This window comes from Paenarthrobacter sp. FR1 (assembly GCF_051106045.1).
In the GTDB taxonomy this organism is placed as follows: domain Bacteria; phylum Actinomycetota; class Actinomycetes; order Actinomycetales; family Micrococcaceae; genus Arthrobacter; species Arthrobacter nitroguajacolicus_A.
Window position 1 is genome coordinate 67,869 of the sequence record NZ_JBPFSF010000004.1, and the last position, 19,440, is coordinate 87,308.

20 protein-coding genes are annotated in these 19,440 nt (G+C 63.6%); 4 read left to right on the forward strand and 16 right to left on the reverse strand.

Annotated elements, in window-relative coordinates; all coding sequences use genetic code 11:
- Together ACR30Z_RS09190 and ACR30Z_RS09195 are read right to left on the reverse strand one after the other, a co-directional pair.
- On the reverse strand, positions 1-891 hold the full coding sequence (locus ACR30Z_RS09190) for a helix-turn-helix transcriptional regulator (RefSeq protein WP_144652696.1): 891 nt from the start codon (positions 889-891) through the stop codon (positions 1-3).
- 59 nt (positions 892-950) lie between these two features.
- Positions 951-1,811: a universal stress protein gene (locus tag ACR30Z_RS09195; protein ID WP_434372224.1), complete on the reverse strand. Its 861-nt coding sequence runs from the start codon at positions 1,809-1,811 to the stop codon at positions 951-953.
- A gap of 106 nt (positions 1,812-1,917) precedes the next feature.
- On the opposite strand from ACR30Z_RS09195, the gene ACR30Z_RS09200 reads away from it, so the two are divergent.
- A complete protein-coding gene (locus tag ACR30Z_RS09200; RefSeq protein WP_434372225.1) occupies positions 1,918-2,580 on the forward strand; it encodes a TenA family protein in 663 nt (220 codons plus the stop codon).
- Here ACR30Z_RS09200 and ACR30Z_RS09205 read toward each other — a convergent pair.
- The 9 genes from ACR30Z_RS09205 to ACR30Z_RS09245 form a co-directional block, all read right to left on the reverse strand.
- Positions 2,577-3,155, reverse strand: a complete 579-nt coding sequence (locus ACR30Z_RS09205) for a dihydrofolate reductase family protein (RefSeq protein WP_144652693.1) — start codon at positions 3,153-3,155, stop codon at positions 2,577-2,579. The genes ACR30Z_RS09200 and ACR30Z_RS09205 overlap by 4 nt on opposite strands.
- A gap of 37 nt (positions 3,156-3,192) precedes the next feature.
- On the reverse strand, positions 3,193-3,348 hold the full coding sequence (locus tag ACR30Z_RS09210) for a hypothetical protein (RefSeq protein ID WP_434372226.1): 156 nt from the start codon (positions 3,346-3,348) through the stop codon (positions 3,193-3,195).
- Between the two features lie 88 nt (positions 3,349-3,436).
- Positions 3,437-3,733 carry a DUF4190 domain-containing protein gene (locus tag ACR30Z_RS09215; RefSeq protein WP_208760042.1) on the reverse strand — a complete coding sequence of 99 codons (297 nt, stop codon included), beginning with the start codon at positions 3,731-3,733 and terminating at the stop codon, positions 3,437-3,439.
- Positions 3,734-3,795: 62 nt separating this feature from the next.
- Complete coding sequence (locus ACR30Z_RS09220; RefSeq protein WP_434372227.1) at positions 3,796-4,575, reverse strand: enoyl-CoA hydratase; 780 nt, start codon at positions 4,573-4,575, stop codon at positions 3,796-3,798.
- A 43-nt stretch (positions 4,576-4,618) separates the two neighbouring features.
- Positions 4,619-5,560, reverse strand: a complete 942-nt coding sequence (gene mmsB, locus ACR30Z_RS09225) for a 3-hydroxyisobutyrate dehydrogenase (RefSeq protein ID WP_434372228.1) — start codon at positions 5,558-5,560, stop codon at positions 4,619-4,621.
- An 11-nt stretch (positions 5,561-5,571) separates the two neighbouring features.
- Positions 5,572-6,636, reverse strand: a complete 1,065-nt coding sequence (locus ACR30Z_RS09230) for an enoyl-CoA hydratase/isomerase family protein (RefSeq protein WP_434372230.1) — start codon at positions 6,634-6,636, stop codon at positions 5,572-5,574.
- Entirely contained in the window at positions 6,636-8,135 is a 1,500-nt protein-coding gene (locus tag ACR30Z_RS09235) for a CoA-acylating methylmalonate-semialdehyde dehydrogenase (protein ID WP_434372232.1), read from the reverse strand. The genes ACR30Z_RS09230 and ACR30Z_RS09235 overlap by 1 nt, the downstream gene beginning before the upstream one ends.
- Positions 8,136-8,305: 170 nt before the next feature.
- Positions 8,306-9,697, reverse strand: a complete 1,392-nt coding sequence (locus tag ACR30Z_RS09240) for a cryptochrome/photolyase family protein (RefSeq protein ID WP_434372234.1) — start codon at positions 9,695-9,697, stop codon at positions 8,306-8,308.
- 103 nt (positions 9,698-9,800) lie between these two features.
- Positions 9,801-10,139: a hypothetical protein gene (locus ACR30Z_RS09245; RefSeq protein ID WP_434372236.1), complete on the reverse strand. Its 339-nt coding sequence runs from the start codon at positions 10,137-10,139 to the stop codon at positions 9,801-9,803.
- A 281-nt stretch (positions 10,140-10,420) separates the two neighbouring features.
- On the opposite strand from ACR30Z_RS09245, the gene ACR30Z_RS09250 reads away from it, so the two are divergent.
- A complete protein-coding gene (locus tag ACR30Z_RS09250) occupies positions 10,421-12,574 on the forward strand; it encodes an amylo-alpha-1,6-glucosidase (protein WP_434372238.1) in 2,154 nt (717 codons plus the stop codon).
- Positions 12,575-12,596: 22 nt separating this feature from the next.
- Here the strand turns inward: ACR30Z_RS09250 and hxlA are convergent, their stop codons facing one another.
- Positions 12,597-13,220, reverse strand: coding sequence for a 3-hexulose-6-phosphate synthase (gene hxlA, locus ACR30Z_RS09255; RefSeq protein ID WP_434372240.1), 624 nt, complete (start codon positions 13,218-13,220; stop codon positions 12,597-12,599).
- A 48-nt stretch (positions 13,221-13,268) separates the two neighbouring features.
- Positions 13,269-13,862, reverse strand: coding sequence for a 6-phospho-3-hexuloisomerase (gene hxlB / locus ACR30Z_RS09260; RefSeq protein WP_434372242.1), 594 nt, complete (start codon positions 13,860-13,862; stop codon positions 13,269-13,271).
- 148 nt (positions 13,863-14,010) lie between these two features.
- On the opposite strand from hxlB, the gene ACR30Z_RS09265 reads away from it, so the two are divergent.
- Positions 14,011-15,342 carry a LuxR C-terminal-related transcriptional regulator gene (locus ACR30Z_RS09265; RefSeq protein ID WP_434372244.1) on the forward strand — a complete coding sequence of 444 codons (1,332 nt, stop codon included), beginning with the start codon at positions 14,011-14,013 and terminating at the stop codon, positions 15,340-15,342.
- A gap of 34 nt (positions 15,343-15,376) precedes the next feature.
- On the opposite strand, the gene ACR30Z_RS09270 is transcribed toward ACR30Z_RS09265, so the two are convergent.
- Complete coding sequence (locus ACR30Z_RS09270; RefSeq protein ID WP_434372246.1) at positions 15,377-16,786, reverse strand: ferredoxin reductase; 1,410 nt, start codon at positions 16,784-16,786, stop codon at positions 15,377-15,379.
- On the reverse strand, positions 16,783-18,087 hold the full coding sequence (locus ACR30Z_RS09275) for an aromatic ring-hydroxylating oxygenase subunit alpha (protein ID WP_144652681.1): 1,305 nt from the start codon (positions 18,085-18,087) through the stop codon (positions 16,783-16,785). Before ACR30Z_RS09275 ends, ACR30Z_RS09270 begins: the two co-directional genes overlap by 4 nt.
- 170 nt (positions 18,088-18,257) lie before the next feature.
- Between ACR30Z_RS09275 and ACR30Z_RS09280 the strand changes: the two genes are divergently transcribed.
- Positions 18,258-19,190, forward strand: a complete 933-nt coding sequence (locus ACR30Z_RS09280) for a LysR family transcriptional regulator (RefSeq protein ID WP_434372248.1) — start codon at positions 18,258-18,260, stop codon at positions 19,188-19,190.
- Positions 19,191-19,210: 20 nt separating this feature from the next.
- Here ACR30Z_RS09280 and ACR30Z_RS09285 read toward each other — a convergent pair whose 3' ends face one another.
- On the reverse strand, positions 19,211-19,435 hold the full coding sequence (locus tag ACR30Z_RS09285) for a hypothetical protein (protein WP_434372250.1): 225 nt from the start codon (positions 19,433-19,435) through the stop codon (positions 19,211-19,213).
- Between the last annotated feature and the right edge of the window lie 5 nt (positions 19,436-19,440).

The following is a 19,440-nucleotide window of genomic DNA, read 5'->3' on the forward strand; positions in this document are numbered from 1 at the left end:
TCAGCTGTCCGCGACGGTCCTTTCGGGTGCAAGCTGGACACCGTATTCGCTGGCCGCCCACGATGCCAACAGCTGGAGACGCTCGGCCGACGGCGATCCGGGTTCCGCAGCGTAGATGGTCAGCGTCAGCCCGGGTTCTGCGGCCATTTCCAGGCCCTCGAAGGCGAGAGTCATCTCACCGACGATCGGATGGTTGAACGTCTTGAACCCCGTGCCGTGGTGGCGGACGTTGTGCGCACCCCAGCGGGTGCGGAACTCCTCGCTGCGGGTGCTGAGTTCACCAATGAGATCGTGAAGCTCTTTGTTGTGCGGGTCCCTGCCGGCTTCAGTACGCAGGATGGAAACCGTCACCTCGGCGAAGGCGTCCCAGTCCGGGTAGAACTCATGCGCACGATCGTCCAGGAAGGTGAAGCGGGCAATGTTGGGTGCCTGGCCCGGCATGTCGTAACAGTCGTTGTAGAACGCCCGGGCCAACGGATTAACCGCCAGTAGATCCATCCGGCCATTGCGGACGAACGCGGGTCCGGCCGTGACAGCATCCAAGGCCCACTGCAGGCTCTGGTGGGGCACATAGGATTTCGAGTTCCGGCGTCGCGGCGGTCGGGCAACTGGACTCGCTGCATGGGCCAAATCAAAGAGGTGGGCGCGCTCGGCATCATCCAGATTCAGCGCCCTGGCGAGGCTCTCGAGCACTTGCGGCGAAGCGCCACTGATGGCGCCGCGCTCCAGGCGGGTGTAGTACTCGACGCTCAGCCCGGCAAGCGTGGCCACCTCGCTCCGACGCAAACCTTTGACGCGTCGATTCGAACCGGCTGGCAGCCCCACCTGCCCGGGTGCCACCTGGGCGCGCCGGGAGATCAGGAATTCGCGTACTTCTGCCCGATTGTCCATACCTTCACACTAGTTCCGGGCCGCAGCGGGAGGGAGTCCCTTTGAGGGCCCCCAACGGCTTACGTCGGCTCGGCCTTCCGGCGCGACACCAACACGGGACTATGGGCATGGTGAAGCACAGCGTGGGCTGTGGACCCAATGGTGCCCTTGATGAGTCCATGCCCCTTGGTCCCCACCACCGTTAGGCGTGCTCCTTGCGAGGCTTTGACCACCGCCCGTGAGAAGGAAGCATCCACCAGCAACTCTCCGGCCACCGTGATCCCGGGTGCTTTGTGGCGGGCCTGGCTCAGCACCGAGTCAAGCATCGCTTCAGCGTCCGGGTAAGCCTCCACTGGCTCCCGCAACCGCCGGTAGCCATCGGGTTCGTGCAGTACGTGAACGATCATGAGTTCGGCACCCGTTGCTGCCGCGAAAAGACAGGCATCCTCAAGGGCTGCCGGTGACCCTGAGTCATCGATGGCAAGCAGCACCCGGCCCTCCGGATGGTCATCCGAGCGGATCACTGCCACCGGGCACTCTGCCGTTGCGGCCATTTCCAGGCTCACTGACCCCACCAGCAGCCCCATGAACCCGCCCAGGCCCCGGCTTCCGAGCACCAACATCACAGCGCCAACCGAAACGTGGGCGAGATGATCGCGGGGCATTCCGTGAAGCAACGTGGTGCGGACTTCCAGATCGGGGACGGTCTCTTTTGCGAGCGCCAGACCCTCTTCCAGGACTTTCTGGGCCGCACGTTCCAGGCCGCTGTCGGCCACACCGGGAACAGGCCCCCTGTTATGGGACAGCAGGACCCACAGGGAGCAGTGAACAATCTGCAGGGAACAGCCCCTCAGGACCGCGTGGCGGGCTGCCCATTGGACGGCACGCTTCGCTTCTTCGGATCCGTCATAGCCAACCACGATCGTGCGGGTTTCCGTCATGGCCAGAGCCTACGCCGGCGCGGGAAGCGGCACCATAGCGTAACGCCCGCCGCCAAAACCCAGTACGCTGCTAGGCTCCGATGCTGACACTTCAGGAGGAAACACCGTGGGCTTTGCCGAAGAACTCAGGAACCAGTCCGCCGGGGATTGGGACGCCGCCGTCAACCATCCGTTCGTGGACCAACTGCTGGACGGGTCCCTCCCGGACGAGGACCTGAGCCACTACCTCGTGCAGGATTACCAGTTCTGCGACGCGTTCACCGCCCTCCTGGGCCAGGCCGTGGCGTCGGCTCCCTTGCTGCCTTCGCGGCTGGTGTTCGCTGGAGTCCTCGGCGCTTTTGCTTCGGACGAGAACACGTATTTCCAGGATTGCTTTAGTGAACTGGACGTTCCGGAAACGGACAGGACAACACCAGCCCTCGGACAGGCCACCCGCGATTTCGATGCCCTTATGCGCAGCGCCCTCGCCACCCGTTCCTACCCGGATGTCCTGGCCGTGCTGCTGGTTGCCGAGTGGCTCTACGGCGACTGGGCAGCCCGCGCAGGCAATCCTGACAGCTGGCCCGCAGAACCCAAGCACGCCGAGTGGATCCGTCTCCACAACAACCCTGAGTACAACGCGTGGGTGGCGTGGTTGCGCGACGAGTTCGACGCCGTCGAACCTTCATCGCCGCAAAAGCGGCAACGCGTGGCTGCGACGTTTGCGGAAGCAGTCCGGCTGGAGCGGGCGTTCTTCGACGCGGCGCTTGTCAGCGCAGCTATCCGCTAGGGCTGCTTCCGCAGGGTGTAGCTGAGCTCCACCAGGCCTTGGTCGTAACTGTTCACGTCCACGAGTTTCAACAGCGCGGGGTCGTGTCCGGCGGGGAAGACACCCCGGCCGGCGCCCTGCCCCACCGGCATGACCACCAACCGGACCGCGTCAACCTCGCCTGCCGCGAAGAACGTCTCACCGAGGGACAAGCTCCCCCACAGAACAATGTCCTTGGTGGACTCGCGCTTGATGCGGCGGATCGCTTCGATCGCATCGCCGGATTCAATGGTCGACGGCGGGAAGTCACCCCACGGGGCTTCCTTCAGTTGGCGGGAAAACACGTGGCGGCGCAAGCCATTCAGGGCTGGCGCGATGATCTCGCCCTCCGACGCGGGCGTCGGCCAGAACTCCACGAAGTATCTGTAGGTGTTGGCACCCAGAACCATGGCTTCAACGCTGCCGAGCCATTCGAGTTGGGCGCGATCGAACTCGGCTGTTCCACCCTCCAGCAACTCATAGGCCTTGAACTCGTTGTTGGTGTCGGCGGCGAATCCGTCGGCGGTAACAAAATCCTGGACGATCAACTGTCCCATGACTCACTCCTCGAATGCGGTGATGGCCCGCAGGAGCCTACGCCGCGAAGTATGAGTGGACAACCCTTCTGCGGTTCTCCTGCTCAGCGGACCTGTGTTCATCGGACCCGCGGCAGGCCTCGGGAGTTCCGGCCAGGTTCGTCCAGTGCCAGCTGTCAGGGCAGTCATCGTTGTCGCAGAATTGCCACGTCATGAATTTTCCTCGTGTCCGTCTGTTCGTGTCCCTTAACAGGAGGCGCGATCAGCCGAATCGTGACGTGGGATGGAGCGTGAGCTGCGCCCTACTGGGTTGCGGAAGTAACAGCGAAGATCAGCGCCGAGCCCAAGGACAGGAGACCGATGCCGTAACCCACAGCCAAAGCGGCAATGGCGAATCCGCGTCCCCGTTCGCCGCGCTGCTGAATCTGGTTCAAGGCCACGTGTCCTGCCCCAACGACGAAGACCGCGATGACGGCCATGCCCGCGAAGAACAGCCCCACGAGGGCAACGACTGCCATTGCGGCGGCTACGAGGGCCTGCCGGTTGATCGGCTGGGTGGAAGCTTCAGTGTGGTTAGCCTGAACGATCTCCGTTGACATGTTCTCTCCCCATTTGTAAGTGCACCGAGTCTATCCCCGCCGCACCCGAAAACACGCGCGAATTACCGGTGTTTGAACTCCGGTTGGCGCTTCTCGCTGAACGCCGCCATGCCTTCCTTCTGGTCCTCGGTAGCGAAGAGCGAGTGGAACACCCTCCGTTCGAAGACAACCCCTTGGGACAGTCCCATCTCGAAGGCCGCGTTCACTGCTTCCTTGGCCACCATGGCGGCGGGCTTGGACTTTGACGCGATGACTTCTGCTGCCTTGATTGCTTCGTCGATGACCTCAGCAGCGGGAACCACCCTGGAGACCAAGCCGGAGCGTTCGGCTTCGTCCGCGTCCATGAACCGGCCCGTCAGGAGCATGTCCATCGCCTTCGCCTTGCCCACGGCGCGGGTCAACCGCTGCGAACCGCCCATGCCCGGGATCACGCCCAGGTTGATCTCCGGCTGGCCGAACTTGGCGTTATCCCCGGCGATGATGAAATCGGCCATCATGGCCAGTTCGCAGCCGCCACCCAGGGCAAAACCGGAAACCGCAGCAATAACGGGAATACGGAGGCGTGTGAGGTCCTCCCACCGACGGAACCAGTCTGCCGCGTACATGTCCATGTAGCTGTTGGAGGACATTTCCTTGATGTCGGCCCCGGCAGCGAACGCCTTGGCGGAGCCCGTGATCACCACGGCCCCCACCTCCGGGTCGGTGTCCATGGCCGTCACAGCATCCACGAGTTCATTCATGAGTGCCGTGTTCAGCGCATTCAGCGCTTCCGGCCGGTTCAGTGTCACCAGCCCAACGCGGCCCCGACGTTCCACCACGATGTTCTGGTACTGCTCCGTCATGCTCTCCCTCTCGTCAAAAACCTCATGTACACAGCTCAACCTCTCACACGGACTTGTCGCGGATGTCCGTGATGATGCCCGAGAAATCCCTGCCGGCACCCTCGCCGGCGGCAAAAGCATCGTAAATACGCGACGCCAGCGGTCCCATTTCCGCCGCAACACCAGTGCTTTCCAAGGCGTTGAGTGCCAGGCGCAGGTCCTTGGCCATCAGGGCACCGGCGAAACCCGGCTGGTAGTCGCGGTTGGCGGGACTGGTGGGCACCGGGCCCGGGACGGGACAGTTGGTGGTCAGCGCCCAGCACTGCCCGGAGGCATTGGAGGCGACGTCGAACAACGCCTGATGCGTCAGCCCGAGCTTCTCGCCGAGCACGAAGGCCTCCGCAACGGCAATCATGGACACACCCAGGATCATGTTGTTGCAGACCTTCGCAGCCTGGCCGGCCCCGTGGTCACCGCAATGGACTATCCGCTTTCCCATGAGTTCGAGGATGGGCTTGACGGTCTCAAAGTCCTCCGGCAAGGCGCCCACCATGAAGGTCAAGGTGCCCGCTTCGGCTCCCACCACACCGCCGGAAACCGGGGCGTCCACGGACCGGTGCCCGGCTTCCACAGCGATCGCCGCGGCTTCCCGTGCCTCGTCCACGTTGATGGTGGAGCAGTCCAGGAACAGGGTGTTCGGCCCGGCGACGCTCAACAGCCCTGGCCCGTCCACTCCGCGATAGGCGTCCAGTACATGCTTGCCGCTGGGCAGCATGGTCAACACCACGGCAGCCTCCGCCGCAGCCTCATGTGCCGTGGAAGCCATAAGAATCCCGTGGGCCAACGCTGCTTCAACCGCCGCGGGAACGGGGTCGTAGCCAACAACGTCGTGTCCGGCTTTGATCAGGTTCGCCGCCATGGGTCCACCCATGTGGCCGAGACCGAGGAAAGCGATGAGTCCCATTGCCGGGGCTGGGATATCTGACATGGCTGCGTTCTCCGTCATGCTCGTCTCCTTCAATTCGACTGGACTGGACTGGCTGCAAGCCCCAGCTCACGGTCGCCCAGCGTCGCAAAGTAACCCTCGACGTCGGACGGCTGCACTTCTGCGAGCGTGGCCGGTTTCCATTGGGGGTTGCGGTCCTTGTCCACCACCTGCGCGCGAATCCCCTCGCGGAAGTCAGGCCCGGCCAGGCACCGCAGCCCAACACGGTATTCCTGGTCCAGCGCTTCCTCGAGGGAAAGCCCCCGGACCCTCCGCAGCGACTCCAGAGCGACTTTCACCGAGGTGGGCGATTTCGCCTCTATGGTGTCAGCGGCAGCAACAGCCTCGGCGGAACCGGAACGAAGGCTCCGCACGATTTCCTCGGCATCGTCGTGTGCGTAGGCGGCGTCGATCCACTCCTGCTGTCCCGCCAGCGCCGAGTCCGGCGCCGCTTGGGCATAGCGCTCGACGGCGGCCTCCGCCGTCGAGCTTTCCAACGCTTCAGCCAGCGCCGGGAGGCTTTCGGACGGCACGAAGCGGTCCGCGAGTCCGAGGAACAGGGCGTCCGCGCCGGACAGGTGGGCGCCCGTCAATGCAGCGTGGGTTCCTGCCTCGCCCGGGGAACGGGACAGCAACAGGGTGCCGCCGACGTCGGGCACGAAACCGATGGTGGTTTCCGGCATCCCGGTGCGGGTCCGCTCAGTGACGACACGGACCGAGCCGTGGGCCGAGACGCCAACGCCCCCTCCCAGGACCAGCCCATCCATGAAGGCCACGTAGGGCTTGGGGTACTGCGAAATGAGCAGGTTCAACCGGTACTCATCCGCCCAGAATTCGGCCGTCTCCGTGCCGCCGTGCAACATGTCCTTATAGATGGCTACGATGTCGCCGCCGGCGCATAGCCCGCGGTCCCCGGCGCCGCGCACCAAGACCGTGGCAATCGCGTCGTCGTCCGTCCAGGCGGTCAACTGCCGGAGCATGGCTTTCACCATGCCGGCATTCAATGCATTGACTGCCTTGGGGCGGTTGAGCGTCACGATGCCAAGGTGGCCGCGGCGTTCGAAGAGGACCTCGTCTTCTGTCTCCCCAGCCCCCATCAGCTGCCTGCCGGCATGATGAAGCTGGCGCCCTGGCGGATGCCGGAGGGCCACCGCGACGTCACGGTCTTGGTCTTGGTGTAGAAGCGGAAGGCGTCGGCGCCGTGCTGGTTCAGGTCGCCGAAGCCGGACGCCTTCCAACCGCCGAACGTGTAGTAGGCGATCGGGACGGGGATGGGCACGTTGATGCCCACCATGCCCACCTCGACGCGGCTGGCGAAGTCGCGGGCGGAGTCGCCGTCGCGGGTGAAAATTGCGACGCCGTTACCGAACTCGTGCTCGCTGCAGAGCCTGAGCGCTTCGTCGTAGTCAGTTGCGCGGAGCACGCTGAGGACGGGGCCGAAGATCTCTTCCTTGTAGATCTTCATGTCCTTGGTGACGTTGTCGAACAGCGTGGGGCCAACCCAGAACCCGCCGTCGTAGCCGTCGACCGTGAGGCCGCGACCATCAGTGACCAACGTTGCGCCTTCGTCCACGCCGGACTGGATGTAGCCCTCGATCCGTTCCTTCGCGGATGCTGCCACCACGGGCCCGAAGTCGGAGTCCTTGTCCAGGCTGTGGCCCACCTTCAGGTCCTTGACGCGTTCGGTCAGCTTGGCCACCAAGGCGTCGGCCGTTTCCTGGCCAACGGGCACCGCCACGGAGATGGCCATGCAGCGTTCGCCTGCGGAACCGTACCCGGCACCGATCAGGGCGTCGGCAGCCATGTCGAGGTCGGCGTCGGGCATGATCACCATGTGGTTCTTCGCCCCACCAAAGCACTGCGCGCGCTTGCCGTGCGCTGCTGCGGTGGCATAGATGTACTGGGCGATGGGCGTGGAGCCCACAAAGCCGATGGCCTTGACGCTCGGGTCTTCAAGCAGCGCATCCACGGCTTCCTTGTCACCGTTGATGACGTTGAAGACACCGTTCGGCACGCCGGCTTCGCTGTAGAGCTCGGCGAGGCGCAACGGAACAGAGGGGTCCCGTTCCGAGGGCTTCAGGATGAAGGCATTGCCGGCCGCGAGCGCCGGGCCGGACTTCCACAACGGGATCATGGCCGGGAAGTTGAATGGCGTGATGCCTGCGACGACACCCAAGGGCTGGCGCAGCGAGTGGACGTCGATCCCCTGGCCGGCGTTGTCCGAGAACTCGCCCTTGAGCAGGTGCGGGGCACCCGCGGAGAATTCAACGACTTCGATGCCGCGCTGGATGTCTCCTTTGGCATCAGCAAAGGTTTTGCCGTGTTCGGAGGACAGGAGCCTGGCGAGTTCGTCCATGTTCTCGTTGACCAGATCCACGAACTTGAGCAGGATGCGTCCCCGGCGCTGCGGGTTCATGGCTGCCCATTCGAGCTGGCCCTTTTCGGCATTTGCGACGGCGTTGCGAACCTCGTCGGCGCTGGCCAGCGGCAGCCGGGCCTGGACTTCGCCCGTGCAGGGATCGTAGACGTCGCTGAAGCGGCCCGATGTGCCATCGATCCTTTGGCCATCTACGTAATGTGAAAGCTCGCGCACCATGGTGGAATGCTCCTTTGCATCGTGAATGACTGCCGTGCCGCTGGGTGCTGGGACCGCTGCGGGGAACGTGACCAACTGTGATCCAGGTCATCTCTGAACCCGAATATACTCGGACTTCCTACTAATTTCCAGAGGGCGGTTTTTCCGCCGCGCTATTGCTTGTGGAGCGGCTAGTGGACTTCCTTCATCCCCTTGTACGCCTCCAGCGCCTCGGCCCTGGTGGTCTTGAGATCCACGATCTCCTCGGCATAGTCGGGCGTGCCGAACTCGGGGATCCAATGGGCGATGTATTTCCCCTGCGGATCGAATTTGGTTCGCTGGGCCTCCGGGTTGAAGATCCTGAAGAACGGGGAGGCGTCAGCCCCGGAGCCCGCCACCCATTGCCAGTTGGCCGGATTCGACGCCGGATCCGCGTCCACCAGGGTGTCCCAGAACCATTGCTCGCCGAGCTGCCAATGAATACCAAGGTTCTTCACCAGGAAACTCGCCGCCACCATGCGCACGCGGTTATGCATCCACCCCGTGTGCCATAGCTGCCGCTGACCGGCGTCCACCATGGGGAACCCGGTACGGCCCTGCTGCCAGGCGCGCAGCTCCTCGGGTGCGGTCTGGTGGCCGGGGTGCTTCCCTTGACTGCCGTTACTTCCCGGCCAGGCCCACGGGAACCTATCGAATTCGGGGCGAAGGTTGGCGGTGGCCAGCTGCGGGTTATGGAAATACTGGTGCCAGCAAAATTCTCGCCACCCCAATTCGGAGGCGTAAATCGACGAGCTCTCCGAGCGTTTGGAACCCAGGGCATGCCACACCTCGAACGGGCTGAGCTCACCCCAGCGCAAGTACGGGGAGAGCCTGCTGCTTCCGTCCGTATCCGGCCGGTTGCGCCCTTCGCTGTATTCGCCCAGCCCGTTGCCCACGAACTCGGCAAGCCGTTGATGGCCTGCAGCCGAACCCGGCGTCCAAGCCTCCGCCAGTCCCGCCGACCAGTCCGGTGTGGTGGGCAGGAGGTGCCATGACTCCAACTGGTCATAGGCGGGCAACTCACCCGTGAACCCATGGCCCTCGCCGGGCGCAGGCAACGGCTCACGGAAGTCCTGCGCGGAGATGGTGCGCCAGAAAGGGGTGAAGACCTTGTACTGCCCGCCGGTCTTGGTGGTCACTTCCCAGGGCTCGTGCAGGAGGGAGGCTTGAAAACTGGACACGTGCAGTCCAAAGTCGCCCGCCCAGGTCTTGATGCCGGCGTCGACCGTTCTCTCTGCGGCGCCGTACCGGCGGTTCCAGTACAGCGCTCCGGCACCAATCGCCGTCGTGGTCTTCTGTACGACGTCGGCCGCGGGTCCGCGCCGCAGCAACAAAGGGATCCCGAGGGCGTCGAGGTCCCCACGGAGCGAGGCCAGCGAATGGTGCAGCCACCAGCGCGCAGCACCACCGTGCGGGCGAATGCCTGGCGATTCTTCGTCAAGGACGTAAAGGGCTACTGCCGCGCCGTCGTCAACAGCTGCGCGCAAGGCCGGGTTGTCGGCGACGCGCAGGTCGTCACGGAACCATACGATGGACGGCTTCACATACTTCCTTTCAACGGACCCGGAAATGGGAACAGCCCACACCCCTATTGAATCCTAGGGGCATGGGCTGGACGCTCACTGTCGAGCGGGTCAGGCGAGTGGGTCAGGCGATGGCAGCCACAGCTTCCTGGCGGATCTCTGAAACCTGTAGATCGGTGGCGGTCTCCGTCCACATGGGAACGGCGTTTATTACGTAGTCCCTCGCGGCAGGTCCCACCATGCTCAGGCCCGGATAGATCCGCCGGCCGTTTTCCTTGATGGGCTTGATGCCTTCGAGGGTCAGGGCAGTTTTGAAAGCGGAATCGGGGATGGGGATCTTGCGCCCGAGAACGCACCAACTGATGTAGAGGCCATAGAAGGTGTCAAAGTCCAGGCCCTTCTCAGTGTCGTCCTCGAACACCACGCAGTCGCGCATGAAGCTGCTGATTTGGGTGTCGGTCATTGCGGGGCCTCCGGCGTCGGAAGAAAAGCGGGCCGCCGGGCTGCATCAGCGAATGTCCTGTCCCCTCACTATAGCCCTCTTCAGCCCGTGAGTAACCGGGAGAAAGATTAACTCTGAGTTTCCAACAGGTCATTCTCTTCGCAAAAGGGCTTGAGAACTGCCCGCCTCTGGTGTCCACACGCTCTCCGGCGTAGCGTCGGTTACATCCTTGCAGCAGGCCGCCCCGCGCAGCGGGCGCCAAGCTCAAGCGATCCGCAAGCTCAGTGGTAAGGAGCATCAAAGTGGCTGGATGGAATGCCGACACCGCAGCGGGGCCGCTGGGAACGGGAACGGTCACGTTGGTGGAAGGCTCATCCTTCTGCATTTCCTCCGCCAACGGAGACATTCACTCCGAACTTCCCCACGGCGTCTTCCACCTGGACACCCGGATACTTTCCCGATGGGAGCTGACCATCAACGGTCAGATGATCGAACCCCTGGCAGCAGAAACCCGGGAGCCTTACCGCGCCCTCTTTGCGGGCCGGGTTCCCCGCTCGGATGGTTACGCGGACAGTCCCCTGTTGGTTGAGAGGTTGCGCGAAGTCGGAGCGGGCATCCTTGAGGAAATCACCATCCGGAACTACTCAAGCCAAGCAGCAGAATGCAGCATCACGTTGACAGTTGAGGCAGACTTCGCGGATCTCTTTGAAGTTAAGGAAGCCCGGATCACGCGTGAATGGAAAGAAACCCGGCGCCTGGAGAACGACTCCCTGGAAATCCGCGGGCAGTGGGAAGGCGTGCGGAAGAGCGTGACAATCCGCGCCGAGGGAGCTGGTGTCGGCGCCAAAGCCTTGGGATTCCGGACAAGTATTCCGCCGTACGGGAAGTGGAGCACACGGGTCAGCGTTGTGCCCGCACTGGACGGACAGTCCATTCCTTTCGCTCACCCGGGCCGCGGCGACATGTCCCCCAGTGACCGGCGTCGGGCAGAGTGGGTGGCCAAGATACCGGTGCTCCAGGTGGGCAACCGTTCCATCGAGCGCACCCTCCGCCGGAGTTACGAGGACCTTGGCGCCCTCAGGATCCAGGACCCGGACCACCCCGACCGTGTGGTTGTGGCCGCGGGAGCGCCGTGGTTCATGACGCTCTTCGGCCGGGACTCCCTCTGGGCTTCAGAAATGGCACTGCCCGTTGATCCTTCCCTGGCCCTGGGTACCCTGCGCACTTTGGCCGACCGCCAAGGGAGCGTGGTGAACACGGCCACGGAAGAGGAACCCGGCAAGATCCTGCACGAGGTGCGGCTGGACGTCAGCAGCGGCCAAGCACTCGGTGGGAAGTCCGCCTACTACGGCAGCGTGGACGCTACCCCGCTGTTCGTCGTAGTCCTGGGCTCGGTGAGCCGCTGGGGCTTTGGCAAGGACACCATTTCCGCGCTGCTCCCCAACGCCGACCGCGCGCTTCAATGGATCAGCGACTACGGCGACCGCGATGGTGACGGCTTCGTGGAATATGGCCGCCCCAACGAGCACGGCCTCATCAACCAAGGATGGAAGGACTCCTGGGACGGCATCAACTTCGCGGACGGCACCATCGCGGAACCACCGCTGGCGCTGTGCGAAGTCCAGGCGTACGTCCACGGCGCTTATGTGGCGCGGGCCTGGATGGCTTACGACGACGGCGACCACGCTTTGGCATCCGAGCTGCGGGAACGCGCGGATCGTCTCAAGCAAAAGTTCAACGATGAGTTTTGGCTCCCGGACAAGGGCTACTACGCCGTTGCCCTGGACCGCGACAAGCGGCCCGTTGATGCGTGCGCTTCCAACATGGGCCATTGCCTTTGGTTTGGCCTGATTGATGACGACAAGGCCCCGTCCGTGGTGGAGCACCTGATGTCTCCAGAGATGTTCAGTGGATGGGGAGTCAGGACACTAGCCAGCACAATGGGCGCCTACAACCCTGCGAGCTACCACAATGGTTCGGTCTGGCCCCATGACAATGCCCTGATCATGTCCGGGCTCCTTCGTTACGGCTTCGTTGAAGAAGCCCAACGCATCGGCACCGCGTTGCTGGAAGCCGCCGAGTACTCCGGCGGTCGGCTCCCCGAACTCTTCTGCGGCTTTGACCGCCAACAGTTCAGGGAGCCCGTGCCGTACCCCACAGCCTGTTCCCCACAGGCATGGGCTGCCACCACTCCCATCCACGTGGTCACCAGCCTGATGCGGTACGACACCCACATCTCCCTTGGCGGCATCTGGCTGGACCCCGTTCTGCCCCGTTCCTTCGGAGACCTCCACATCAGCAACGCCCCCATGGGCGAGGCCCGGATCACTATTGATGCCTCCGGAACGGAGTCCACCGTGCACGGCATACCGGAAGGCCTCACAGTCCACCATGGTCAACGTCCGTGGATGTCAGAGCTTGTGGAGCGGGCGGATCTTCAGAAGCCACCGGAGTAAGCCACCCGAAGACCGCCTGAACTTACTGGATGGCGGCTTTGAGTTCCTTCGCGGCCAGCTCCGGATCGGCGGCGCTGTAGATCGCACTGCCGGCTACTGCGACGTCGGCGCCCGCCAACTGCACGGCCGCAATGGTTGAGACGTTGACGCCACCGGCAACAGAGAACGGAACACGGGCTTCTTCACCGGCGTTGAGCAGTCCACGCAGGTCGTAGCCCGGCTGCGCTTGCTCGTCCAGACCGGCGTGGAACTCGATGAACTTGGCCCCGAGGACGCGGGCTTCCTTGGCGCGGGTGACCTTGTCAGCGACGCCAATCAGGTCCACGACGATGCCCTTGTTGTGGGACTGCGCTGCCTTGACGGCACCGGTGATGGTGGAGTCGTCCGCCGTTCCGAGCACGGACACCAGGTCTGCACCGGCCTTGAAGGCGATCTCGGCTTCCAGTTCACCGGCATCCATGGTCTTCATGTCCGCGAAGACGATCTTGGTGGGGTGTGCTTCCTTGATGGCGGTGACGGCGGAGAGGCCTTCGGCCTTGATCAGCGGCGTGCCCAACTCGATGATGTCCACGTGCTCGGCCACTTTGCCGGCCAGTTCCAGGGCTGCTTCGGTGGTCAGGAGGTCGAGTGCGACTTGCAGTTTCATGGTGTTGGTTCCTTCTTTTGCGGGGTTGGAGGTGGAAAACAAGGGGTTCTATTCGAGGTTGGCGTGGCGCAACCACAGCTGCTCGGCTGGTTCATCCGTGGCCTCCCAGAGAGTGTGGAAGACGGCCTCGGTTACCAGGAAAAGGGACTGTTCGAAGAGGCTGCCGGAGTACTGCCGGGAAACATCGGAGCCGTGATCCGTCTTCTGTGCAGCGGGGATAACCACCACGGAATCGGCGAGGCCGGCCAAGGGAGAAGCGGAGTTGGTAGTGATGGCAGATACCTGGGCCTCGGCGGCGAGGGCGGTTTGAGCTGCCTTCACAACGCCGGACGTAGTACCCGAACCGGAAGCGACCACCAGCAAATCCCCTGCCCGGATGGCAGGCGTTGTGGTCTCGCCGGCAACATGGACTGTCTTGCCAAGGTGCATGAGGCGCATGGCTGCCATCCTCAACACCAACCCGCTCCGGCCGGCTCCAGCCAGGAAAACCCGGTCAGCCTCTCGGATCCTGATGGCCAGATGTGCCACCTGGCCGTAGTCAACGCCGGCTGCTATCTCCGCAAGCTCGCCGAGGATCAGGGAGGCGTTGCCGGCTACGTCGCTGTGGCTGACGGTTGTTGTTGCTTCTGCGGTGACGTTCACTTTCACTCCTCGCGGGTAGGTTCTGCTCCCATCAATGGGCTACGTCCTCATTCTTTCGAGTGAATCGGGTGGGAGTAACGCCAAGAAAGGACGGTTCTGACCATCCTTTTGGGTAGTCAATGCGAAGAGACGCCTCTAGGCTGGTGTTATGTCCCAGCCCACCGATGCCCAGCCGGCGCCGCATGTCAGCATCAAGCCCTCCGGCCACGACCTCCCGTGGCCCCTGCTGGACGCCATTGCGTCCTTGACCACCGCACCCTTGATGCGGATCGCCGAAGAGCTCCGCACCGCCACTCTTCCGTTCCTGGCATCGAGCTCCCTGGTGATCTTCACTGAGGACTGCACGGGTCGCCCGCAGAAGAAAGCCGGAGCGGAGGACATCGTCAGCCGGGTCTCCATTCCGGAACTGGACCGGTTACGTGCCGCGCTGGAAGGTGAAGGACCGTGGCGGGGGCCCGCTGTCATTGGAGGCCAGGAACGGGAAGTCCTGGCCTTCCGCTACGCACCAAGCAACGCCCTGCTGGTCCTTACCGATCCCGCTCCAGCGCCGGCGAACGCGGCTGCGGATACGGACAGTGCAGCCCTACGGATGGTGAACTACTTTTGGCGGCTGGCAGCGGCGCGCATCCAAGAGAAGGTCAGCGACGCGCCGCCGTCGTATCTCCTGGAGTCCCGGGCCGCATCAGCGGAGCGTGTCCGCGTCACCGGCGAGCTGGTGGACCAGCACTCGACAACTTTGGAGACGGTTCTGGCGGCCCTTCGGTCGAACTCCCTGGACGATCACGCTGCCCGCACGCTGGTGACCGACGTGACCGTCAAGGCCTTGGTGGGCCTCCGAACGCTCAACGACCGCACCAGCAATCTCGTGGAAGAGCCTGTTGCCACGGCCTTCGAAAGGCTTCGGGAGGACCTGCGGCCACTCATGCACTTCAGCAACATCGACATCCAGTTCGTCGAGCCGCCCGCCAAGGGAAGGGCCCTGCCCGGCGAGGTGGCCCACGCCGCCAGGGCTGTGGTTCGCGGTTTGGTCCTGGCCATCGCCGAACAGTCCAATGTCCATCGGGTCCGGACACAGTGGGACTGTGATGGCGAGAACCTGCTGATCAACGTCAGGGATGATGGCGGTGGGGAGCTTTCCCCTGCAGCACCCACCCTTGAACGGTTGCTGCAACGTGTGCAGGCCGTGGACGGGACCATGAGCGTGGACATCATGCAGGGATGGGGCGCCGACATCTCCGTGGTCCTGCCTTTGGACCCGCCGCCGACTCCCGCAGGGGATGTCGCTGAGTGGGGCTTGGCTGCCAGGGAACTTGAGGTCCTTCAGTTGCTGGCCGCCGGCCAGCGCAACCGCACTATTGCCACGGACCTTGGCATCAGCGAAAACACTGTCAAGTTCCACCTCCGGAATCTATTCCGGAAGCTGGACGTCCGGTCCCGCACCGAGGCCATTGCGTTGGCCCACAGTGCGGGACTCCGGTAGTCGCCGGCTTTTGACCGGAGCACCCGAATAGCGGCTAGGCGTCGATCACCATGTCAGTCTGCGCGGTGGAACAGCAGGGCAGGAACTTGCCCGCATCGATTTCCCGCGCCCGGATTCCGCCCTGGTGGTTCATGTCGACCTCTCCGGACAGCTTGACCACCTTGCAGGAGCCGCACATGCCCTCCTTGCAGTTCGCGCCGATCCGAACGCCCGCACGCTGGGCCGGACCCAGGATGTGCTCGGTGGGGTCGATCCGCACATTAATGCCGGTGCGCATGAAGGACAGGGTGAGGCTACCCGTGCCGACTGTTTCAAAGCTCGAAGCATCGGGTGGCGCGGCTTCCGCTTCCGCAGCCGAACCGCCGTCGGACGCTTCGGCCACGTCCGGGTCGACGGTTTCCAGCGGCAAACCTGTGGCCTTCAGGGGCCCCTCAGCGTCGTAGCCGGGCTCGTAGAGTCCGAACGCTGCGGGCTGGCTTTCGTAGTAGTCCTCGGCGGAATCGGCGATTTCCTCGGCAATTTCTTCGGCAATGTCCACTGCGAGCGCCAGCTCCGCCTGGTATTCAAGGAGCGTCTGACGATCTCCTGAGAAGAACTCCATGTAAATGGAGGTGTCGTCAACGCCAACCTTCCCCAGGAGCTCGGTGGCGGTATTCAAGTAACCCTCGGGGCCGCAGGCATAGACCTGGCGCCCGTTGGCATCCGGGGCCACTTCATCCAGCATGGCTGCCGTCAGCCTTCCGCTGAGCCCTTCCCACCCCTCGGGTTTGTTGCGGTCGCCCAGTGAGTAGAAGACCCTGATGCGCGAGTCCACGGAGGCGATGTAGGCCAGCTCCTTGTGGAAGGCAAAGCCTCCAGCCTCCGCTCCGTGGTAGAGCACCACGACGTCGGCATGTCCGGGCAGGGAGTGGATGGTCCGGACCATGGACATGATGGGGGTGATGCCTGCGCCGGCGGCCAGGAGGAGATACCGCGCCCGCCGGTCGGCATCGGGCAGGTGGAATGCGCCTACCGGTCCCAGCATCTCCAGCACAGTGCCCGGTTTGACGTTCTGGTGCACCCACGGCGAAACCAGTCCGGCGGGGTCGCGTTTGACGCTGATGTTGAAGGTCCACGGCTCGGTGGGGGAACTGGACAGCGAATAGCTGCGGTCCACCGGGTCCTGGTCCTCGCCGTTCACCGGGAAAGCGACATTGACGTACTGGCCCGCACGGAACGCCAGGGGCGCACCATCGCAGCGGCGGAACACGAAAGTCATCAAGCCGCCCGACTCGGGAACGGTCTCCACGCATTCGGCCATGAACTCCTGGGGATGCCAGGGGCCCAATGCACGGGCAGCCCGGGCCGGCGCCTCGGTGCTGCCCATCACCCTGTTCCAGGGCATCTCAAGACCGCGAATGCGCTGTGGCTCCTGGACTGCCGTCTCGGTGAGGAGTTCAATCATGCCAGGTGCTCCTGGACGCGCTGCACGTACCAGTTGATGAACGCCTCCACCTGGTACTCGCTCTTCATGTACGGGCCGGGCTCGTAGGCGGGGCTGCCGGCGCCGGTCTGGCACAACTCCACGAACGCCTTGTCCTGCAGGTTCGTCTGCTTCCAGGTGTAGGTGAGTTTGTCCAGGTCGTAGTCAACGCCTTCTACGGCATCGTCGGCTACCAGCCAGGTGGTGCGTACAAGCGTCTGGTGTTCGTTGACCGGGAAAACGCCAAACGTGATGACGTGATCGCTCTGGAAGTGGAACCAGCTGTTGGGCTGGAGGTGCATCGAGCAACGGCCAAGGCGGAAGTCCGGCAGGTCACCGAGCAGCTTCTTGGAGAGCCTGCGCCCATCGGCCGAGAACGATTCGCCCTCGCCGTCGAGGGATTCACGTGAGATACGGATTCCGGCGATACGGGTGTCGAGCTCCTCGACCACCTCGTAGGGCAGGCCATAGCGGCGGCAACGCTCCTCGAGCGAGGACTGGGCTTCCTTGTTGCGGTCCCACACTTCTTCGAGGTGCGCCGGGATCAGGCCCTCCGTCAGTCCCCAGGTGGGAAAGAGCGAACAGGCGAGCTCCGGGTGTCCGTCACAGTGGTAGCACTCACGGTTGTTCTCCATGACGAGCTTCCAGTTGCCCTCTTCGATGATGTTCTGCTGGTAGGCCACTTTCGTCTTCGACAGATCGTGGGGCGCCAGGTACGGCTCGAAGATCTTTGAGGTTTCGTCGAAGTCGGTGGGTGGTTCGTTGGCGATGCAGACGAAGATCAGTCCGGCCACTACGCGGCTGTGGGCGCGCTTGAGGCCGAAGCAGCCCTTGTCGAACTTTGTTTCCCCCGGAGCCGAAGCATGGATGAGGTTACCTTCGGGAGAGTAGGTCCAGGAGTGGTAGCCGCAGACCAGGTTTCCCGTTGACCCTGCGGCTTCAGTGAGGACGCGGGCGCCGCGGTGGCGGCAAACGTTGTGCAGGACGTTGACGCCGCCATCGTCGTTGCGCAGCACAATCAGGGAGTAGGGCCCATAGTCGACCGTGATGTAGTCCCCCGGCTCCGGCAGCTCGGCCACGCTGCCGGCAAAAATCCAGTGCTCGCCAAAAATTGCTTCCATGTCGATCTTGAAGATCGTGGGATCGGTGTAGAAGGGAGCATCCAAGGAGTAGCCGGTGCGTCGGAACTCGAACAGGGCGCTGATCTCCGCCAGCTGCTCAGCAGGCAACGACGAAGCGAGTTTTCCGCGTGATTTGAGGGGCGAGTTCACTGGAGCAGTCATGGGTTTCCTCCCGGGAGGCTGGGTAAGTTTGGGGTTCTTGGGGGGCCGCGGATGCATCGTCGCAGGCGGCGTTATCGAAGTCTTCGTAGTACGAGATTAGGGACGTTTGCACTGCAACAAAAGCGCAATATTTAGGAGATAACCATGCGCAATGGGTGCATGATAGGTGCATGATCGATCAGAGGCTCATAACACTGCGGGTGTTCGCCAGATGCGGCACCGTGGGGGCCACTGCCGAGCTCACGGGATACTCCCCCTCCGCCGTCTCAGCGCAGCTGCGCGAACTCCAGCGCGTACTGGGGATGCAACTGTTGACCAAGGATGGCCGGGGCGTGCGTTTGACCGCCACAGGACGCTTTCTGGTGGGGGGATCGGACAAACTTATCGCCGAATGGGAAAGCCTGCGCGCCGCGGCAATGGAGGCCGGCGACCAGGTGCAGTCCCATTTTGGCCTGGGCGGATTCTCGACGGCGGCCGCCCAGTTGCTCGCGCCGCTCGCCGCCACGCTGCGATCCACCCGCCCCCAGCTGGAGGTACAGGTCCTGGAGGCAAATCCGTCTCGGTGCTTCGACCTGCTTGTTGCAGAGCGGATCGATCTGGCAGTCATTGTTGCCATGCAGTCCGATACCTACGGCGAGGACGACCCCCGCTTCGAGCAGACGGTCCTGCTCGACGATCCACTGGACGTGATCATTCCCGCCGACCATCCCTTGGCTTCACGGCAAACGGTGACACTCGAAGAGCTGGCGTCGGAACCCTGGATCACGGAGGCGGCCGGGTCCACCTACCACTCGTTGTTCACGGCGGCGTTCACGGCAGTGGGGGTAACACCGCGGATTGCCCACGAAGCCGTTGAGTGGGAAACCCAAATCGCTTTTGTGGGCGCTGGACTGGGCGTTGGCCTGTTGCCCCGGCTGGCGCCGCTGCACAGCGCTGAGAATGTGGTGCGGCTACGCATTACGGGCAAGGGGAAACCCGCGCGCCGCATCGTGGCAGCAGTCCGCAGGGGCAGCATTGCCTCGCCCCTGATTCAGGAGTCATTGGGCATCCTGCAGACCAGCGCCAAACGAATCCTCGCCGCCCGCCCCGAAGACGACCGGTGAAGTCCATAGGGCTTGGTACCTCAGGCCCAGACCTGGTAACCCGTCGACTTATCGAACAGCCTCCGGGTGGAAGGACCCGCCGCCGCGATCCACAGCACGGAATCATCGTCCGCGGCCTGCTCCACGACGCCGGTAAGAACATGGTCGCCCAGTAACCACACCTCCACTGTGTGGCCGGTCAGCTGGGCCCAGTCCTTGCGCAGGCCGCGGCCGTGGACGGTTTTGACCAGACCAATGTCCGTCATTTCGC

Excerpts from the sequence above, each read along its gene's own strand:
- ACR30Z_RS09210 (WP_434372226.1), bottom strand. The coding sequence starts at position 3,348 with ATGACGTGGCAATTCTGCGACAACGATGACTGCCCTGACAGCTGGCAC.
- ACR30Z_RS09270 (WP_434372246.1), bottom strand. The coding sequence starts at position 16,786 with ATGATTGAACTCCTCACCGAGACGGCAGTCCAGGAGCCACAGCGCATT.
- ACR30Z_RS09205 (WP_144652693.1), bottom strand. The coding sequence starts at position 3,155 with ATGGGACAGTTGATCGTCCAGGATTTTGTTACCGCCGACGGATTCGCC.
- ACR30Z_RS09215 (WP_208760042.1), bottom strand. The coding sequence starts at position 3,733 with ATGTCAACGGAGATCGTTCAGGCTAACCACACTGAAGCTTCCACCCAG.
- ACR30Z_RS09275 (WP_144652681.1), bottom strand. The coding sequence starts at position 18,087 with ATGACTGCTCCAGTGAACTCGCCCCTCAAATCACGCGGAAAACTCGCT.
- ACR30Z_RS09190 (WP_144652696.1), bottom strand. The coding sequence starts at position 891 with ATGGACAATCGGGCAGAAGTACGCGAATTCCTGATCTCCCGGCGCGCC.
- ACR30Z_RS09285 (WP_434372250.1), bottom strand. The coding sequence starts at position 19,435 with ATGACGGACATTGGTCTGGTCAAAACCGTCCACGGCCGCGGCCTGCGC.
- ACR30Z_RS09195 (WP_434372224.1), bottom strand. The coding sequence starts at position 1,811 with ATGACGGAAACCCGCACGATCGTGGTTGGCTATGACGGATCCGAAGAA.
- ACR30Z_RS09265 (WP_434372244.1), top strand. The coding sequence starts at position 14,011 with ATGTCCCAGCCCACCGATGCCCAGCCGGCGCCGCATGTCAGCATCAAG.
- ACR30Z_RS09220 (WP_434372227.1), bottom strand. The coding sequence starts at position 4,575 with ATGACGGAGCAGTACCAGAACATCGTGGTGGAACGTCGGGGCCGCGTT.
- ACR30Z_RS09280 (WP_434372248.1), top strand. The coding sequence starts at position 18,258 with ATGATCGATCAGAGGCTCATAACACTGCGGGTGTTCGCCAGATGCGGC.
- ACR30Z_RS09230 (WP_434372230.1), bottom strand. The coding sequence starts at position 6,636 with ATGGGGGCTGGGGAGACAGAAGACGAGGTCCTCTTCGAACGCCGCGGC.
- hxlA (WP_434372240.1), bottom strand. The coding sequence starts at position 13,220 with ATGAAACTGCAAGTCGCACTCGACCTCCTGACCACCGAAGCAGCCCTG.
- ACR30Z_RS09235 (WP_434372232.1), bottom strand. The coding sequence starts at position 8,135 with ATGGTGCGCGAGCTTTCACATTACGTAGATGGCCAAAGGATCGATGGC.
- mmsB (WP_434372228.1), bottom strand. The coding sequence starts at position 5,560 with ATGACGGAGAACGCAGCCATGTCAGATATCCCAGCCCCGGCAATGGGA.
- ACR30Z_RS09245 (WP_434372236.1), bottom strand. The coding sequence starts at position 10,139 with ATGACCGACACCCAAATCAGCAGCTTCATGCGCGACTGCGTGGTGTTC.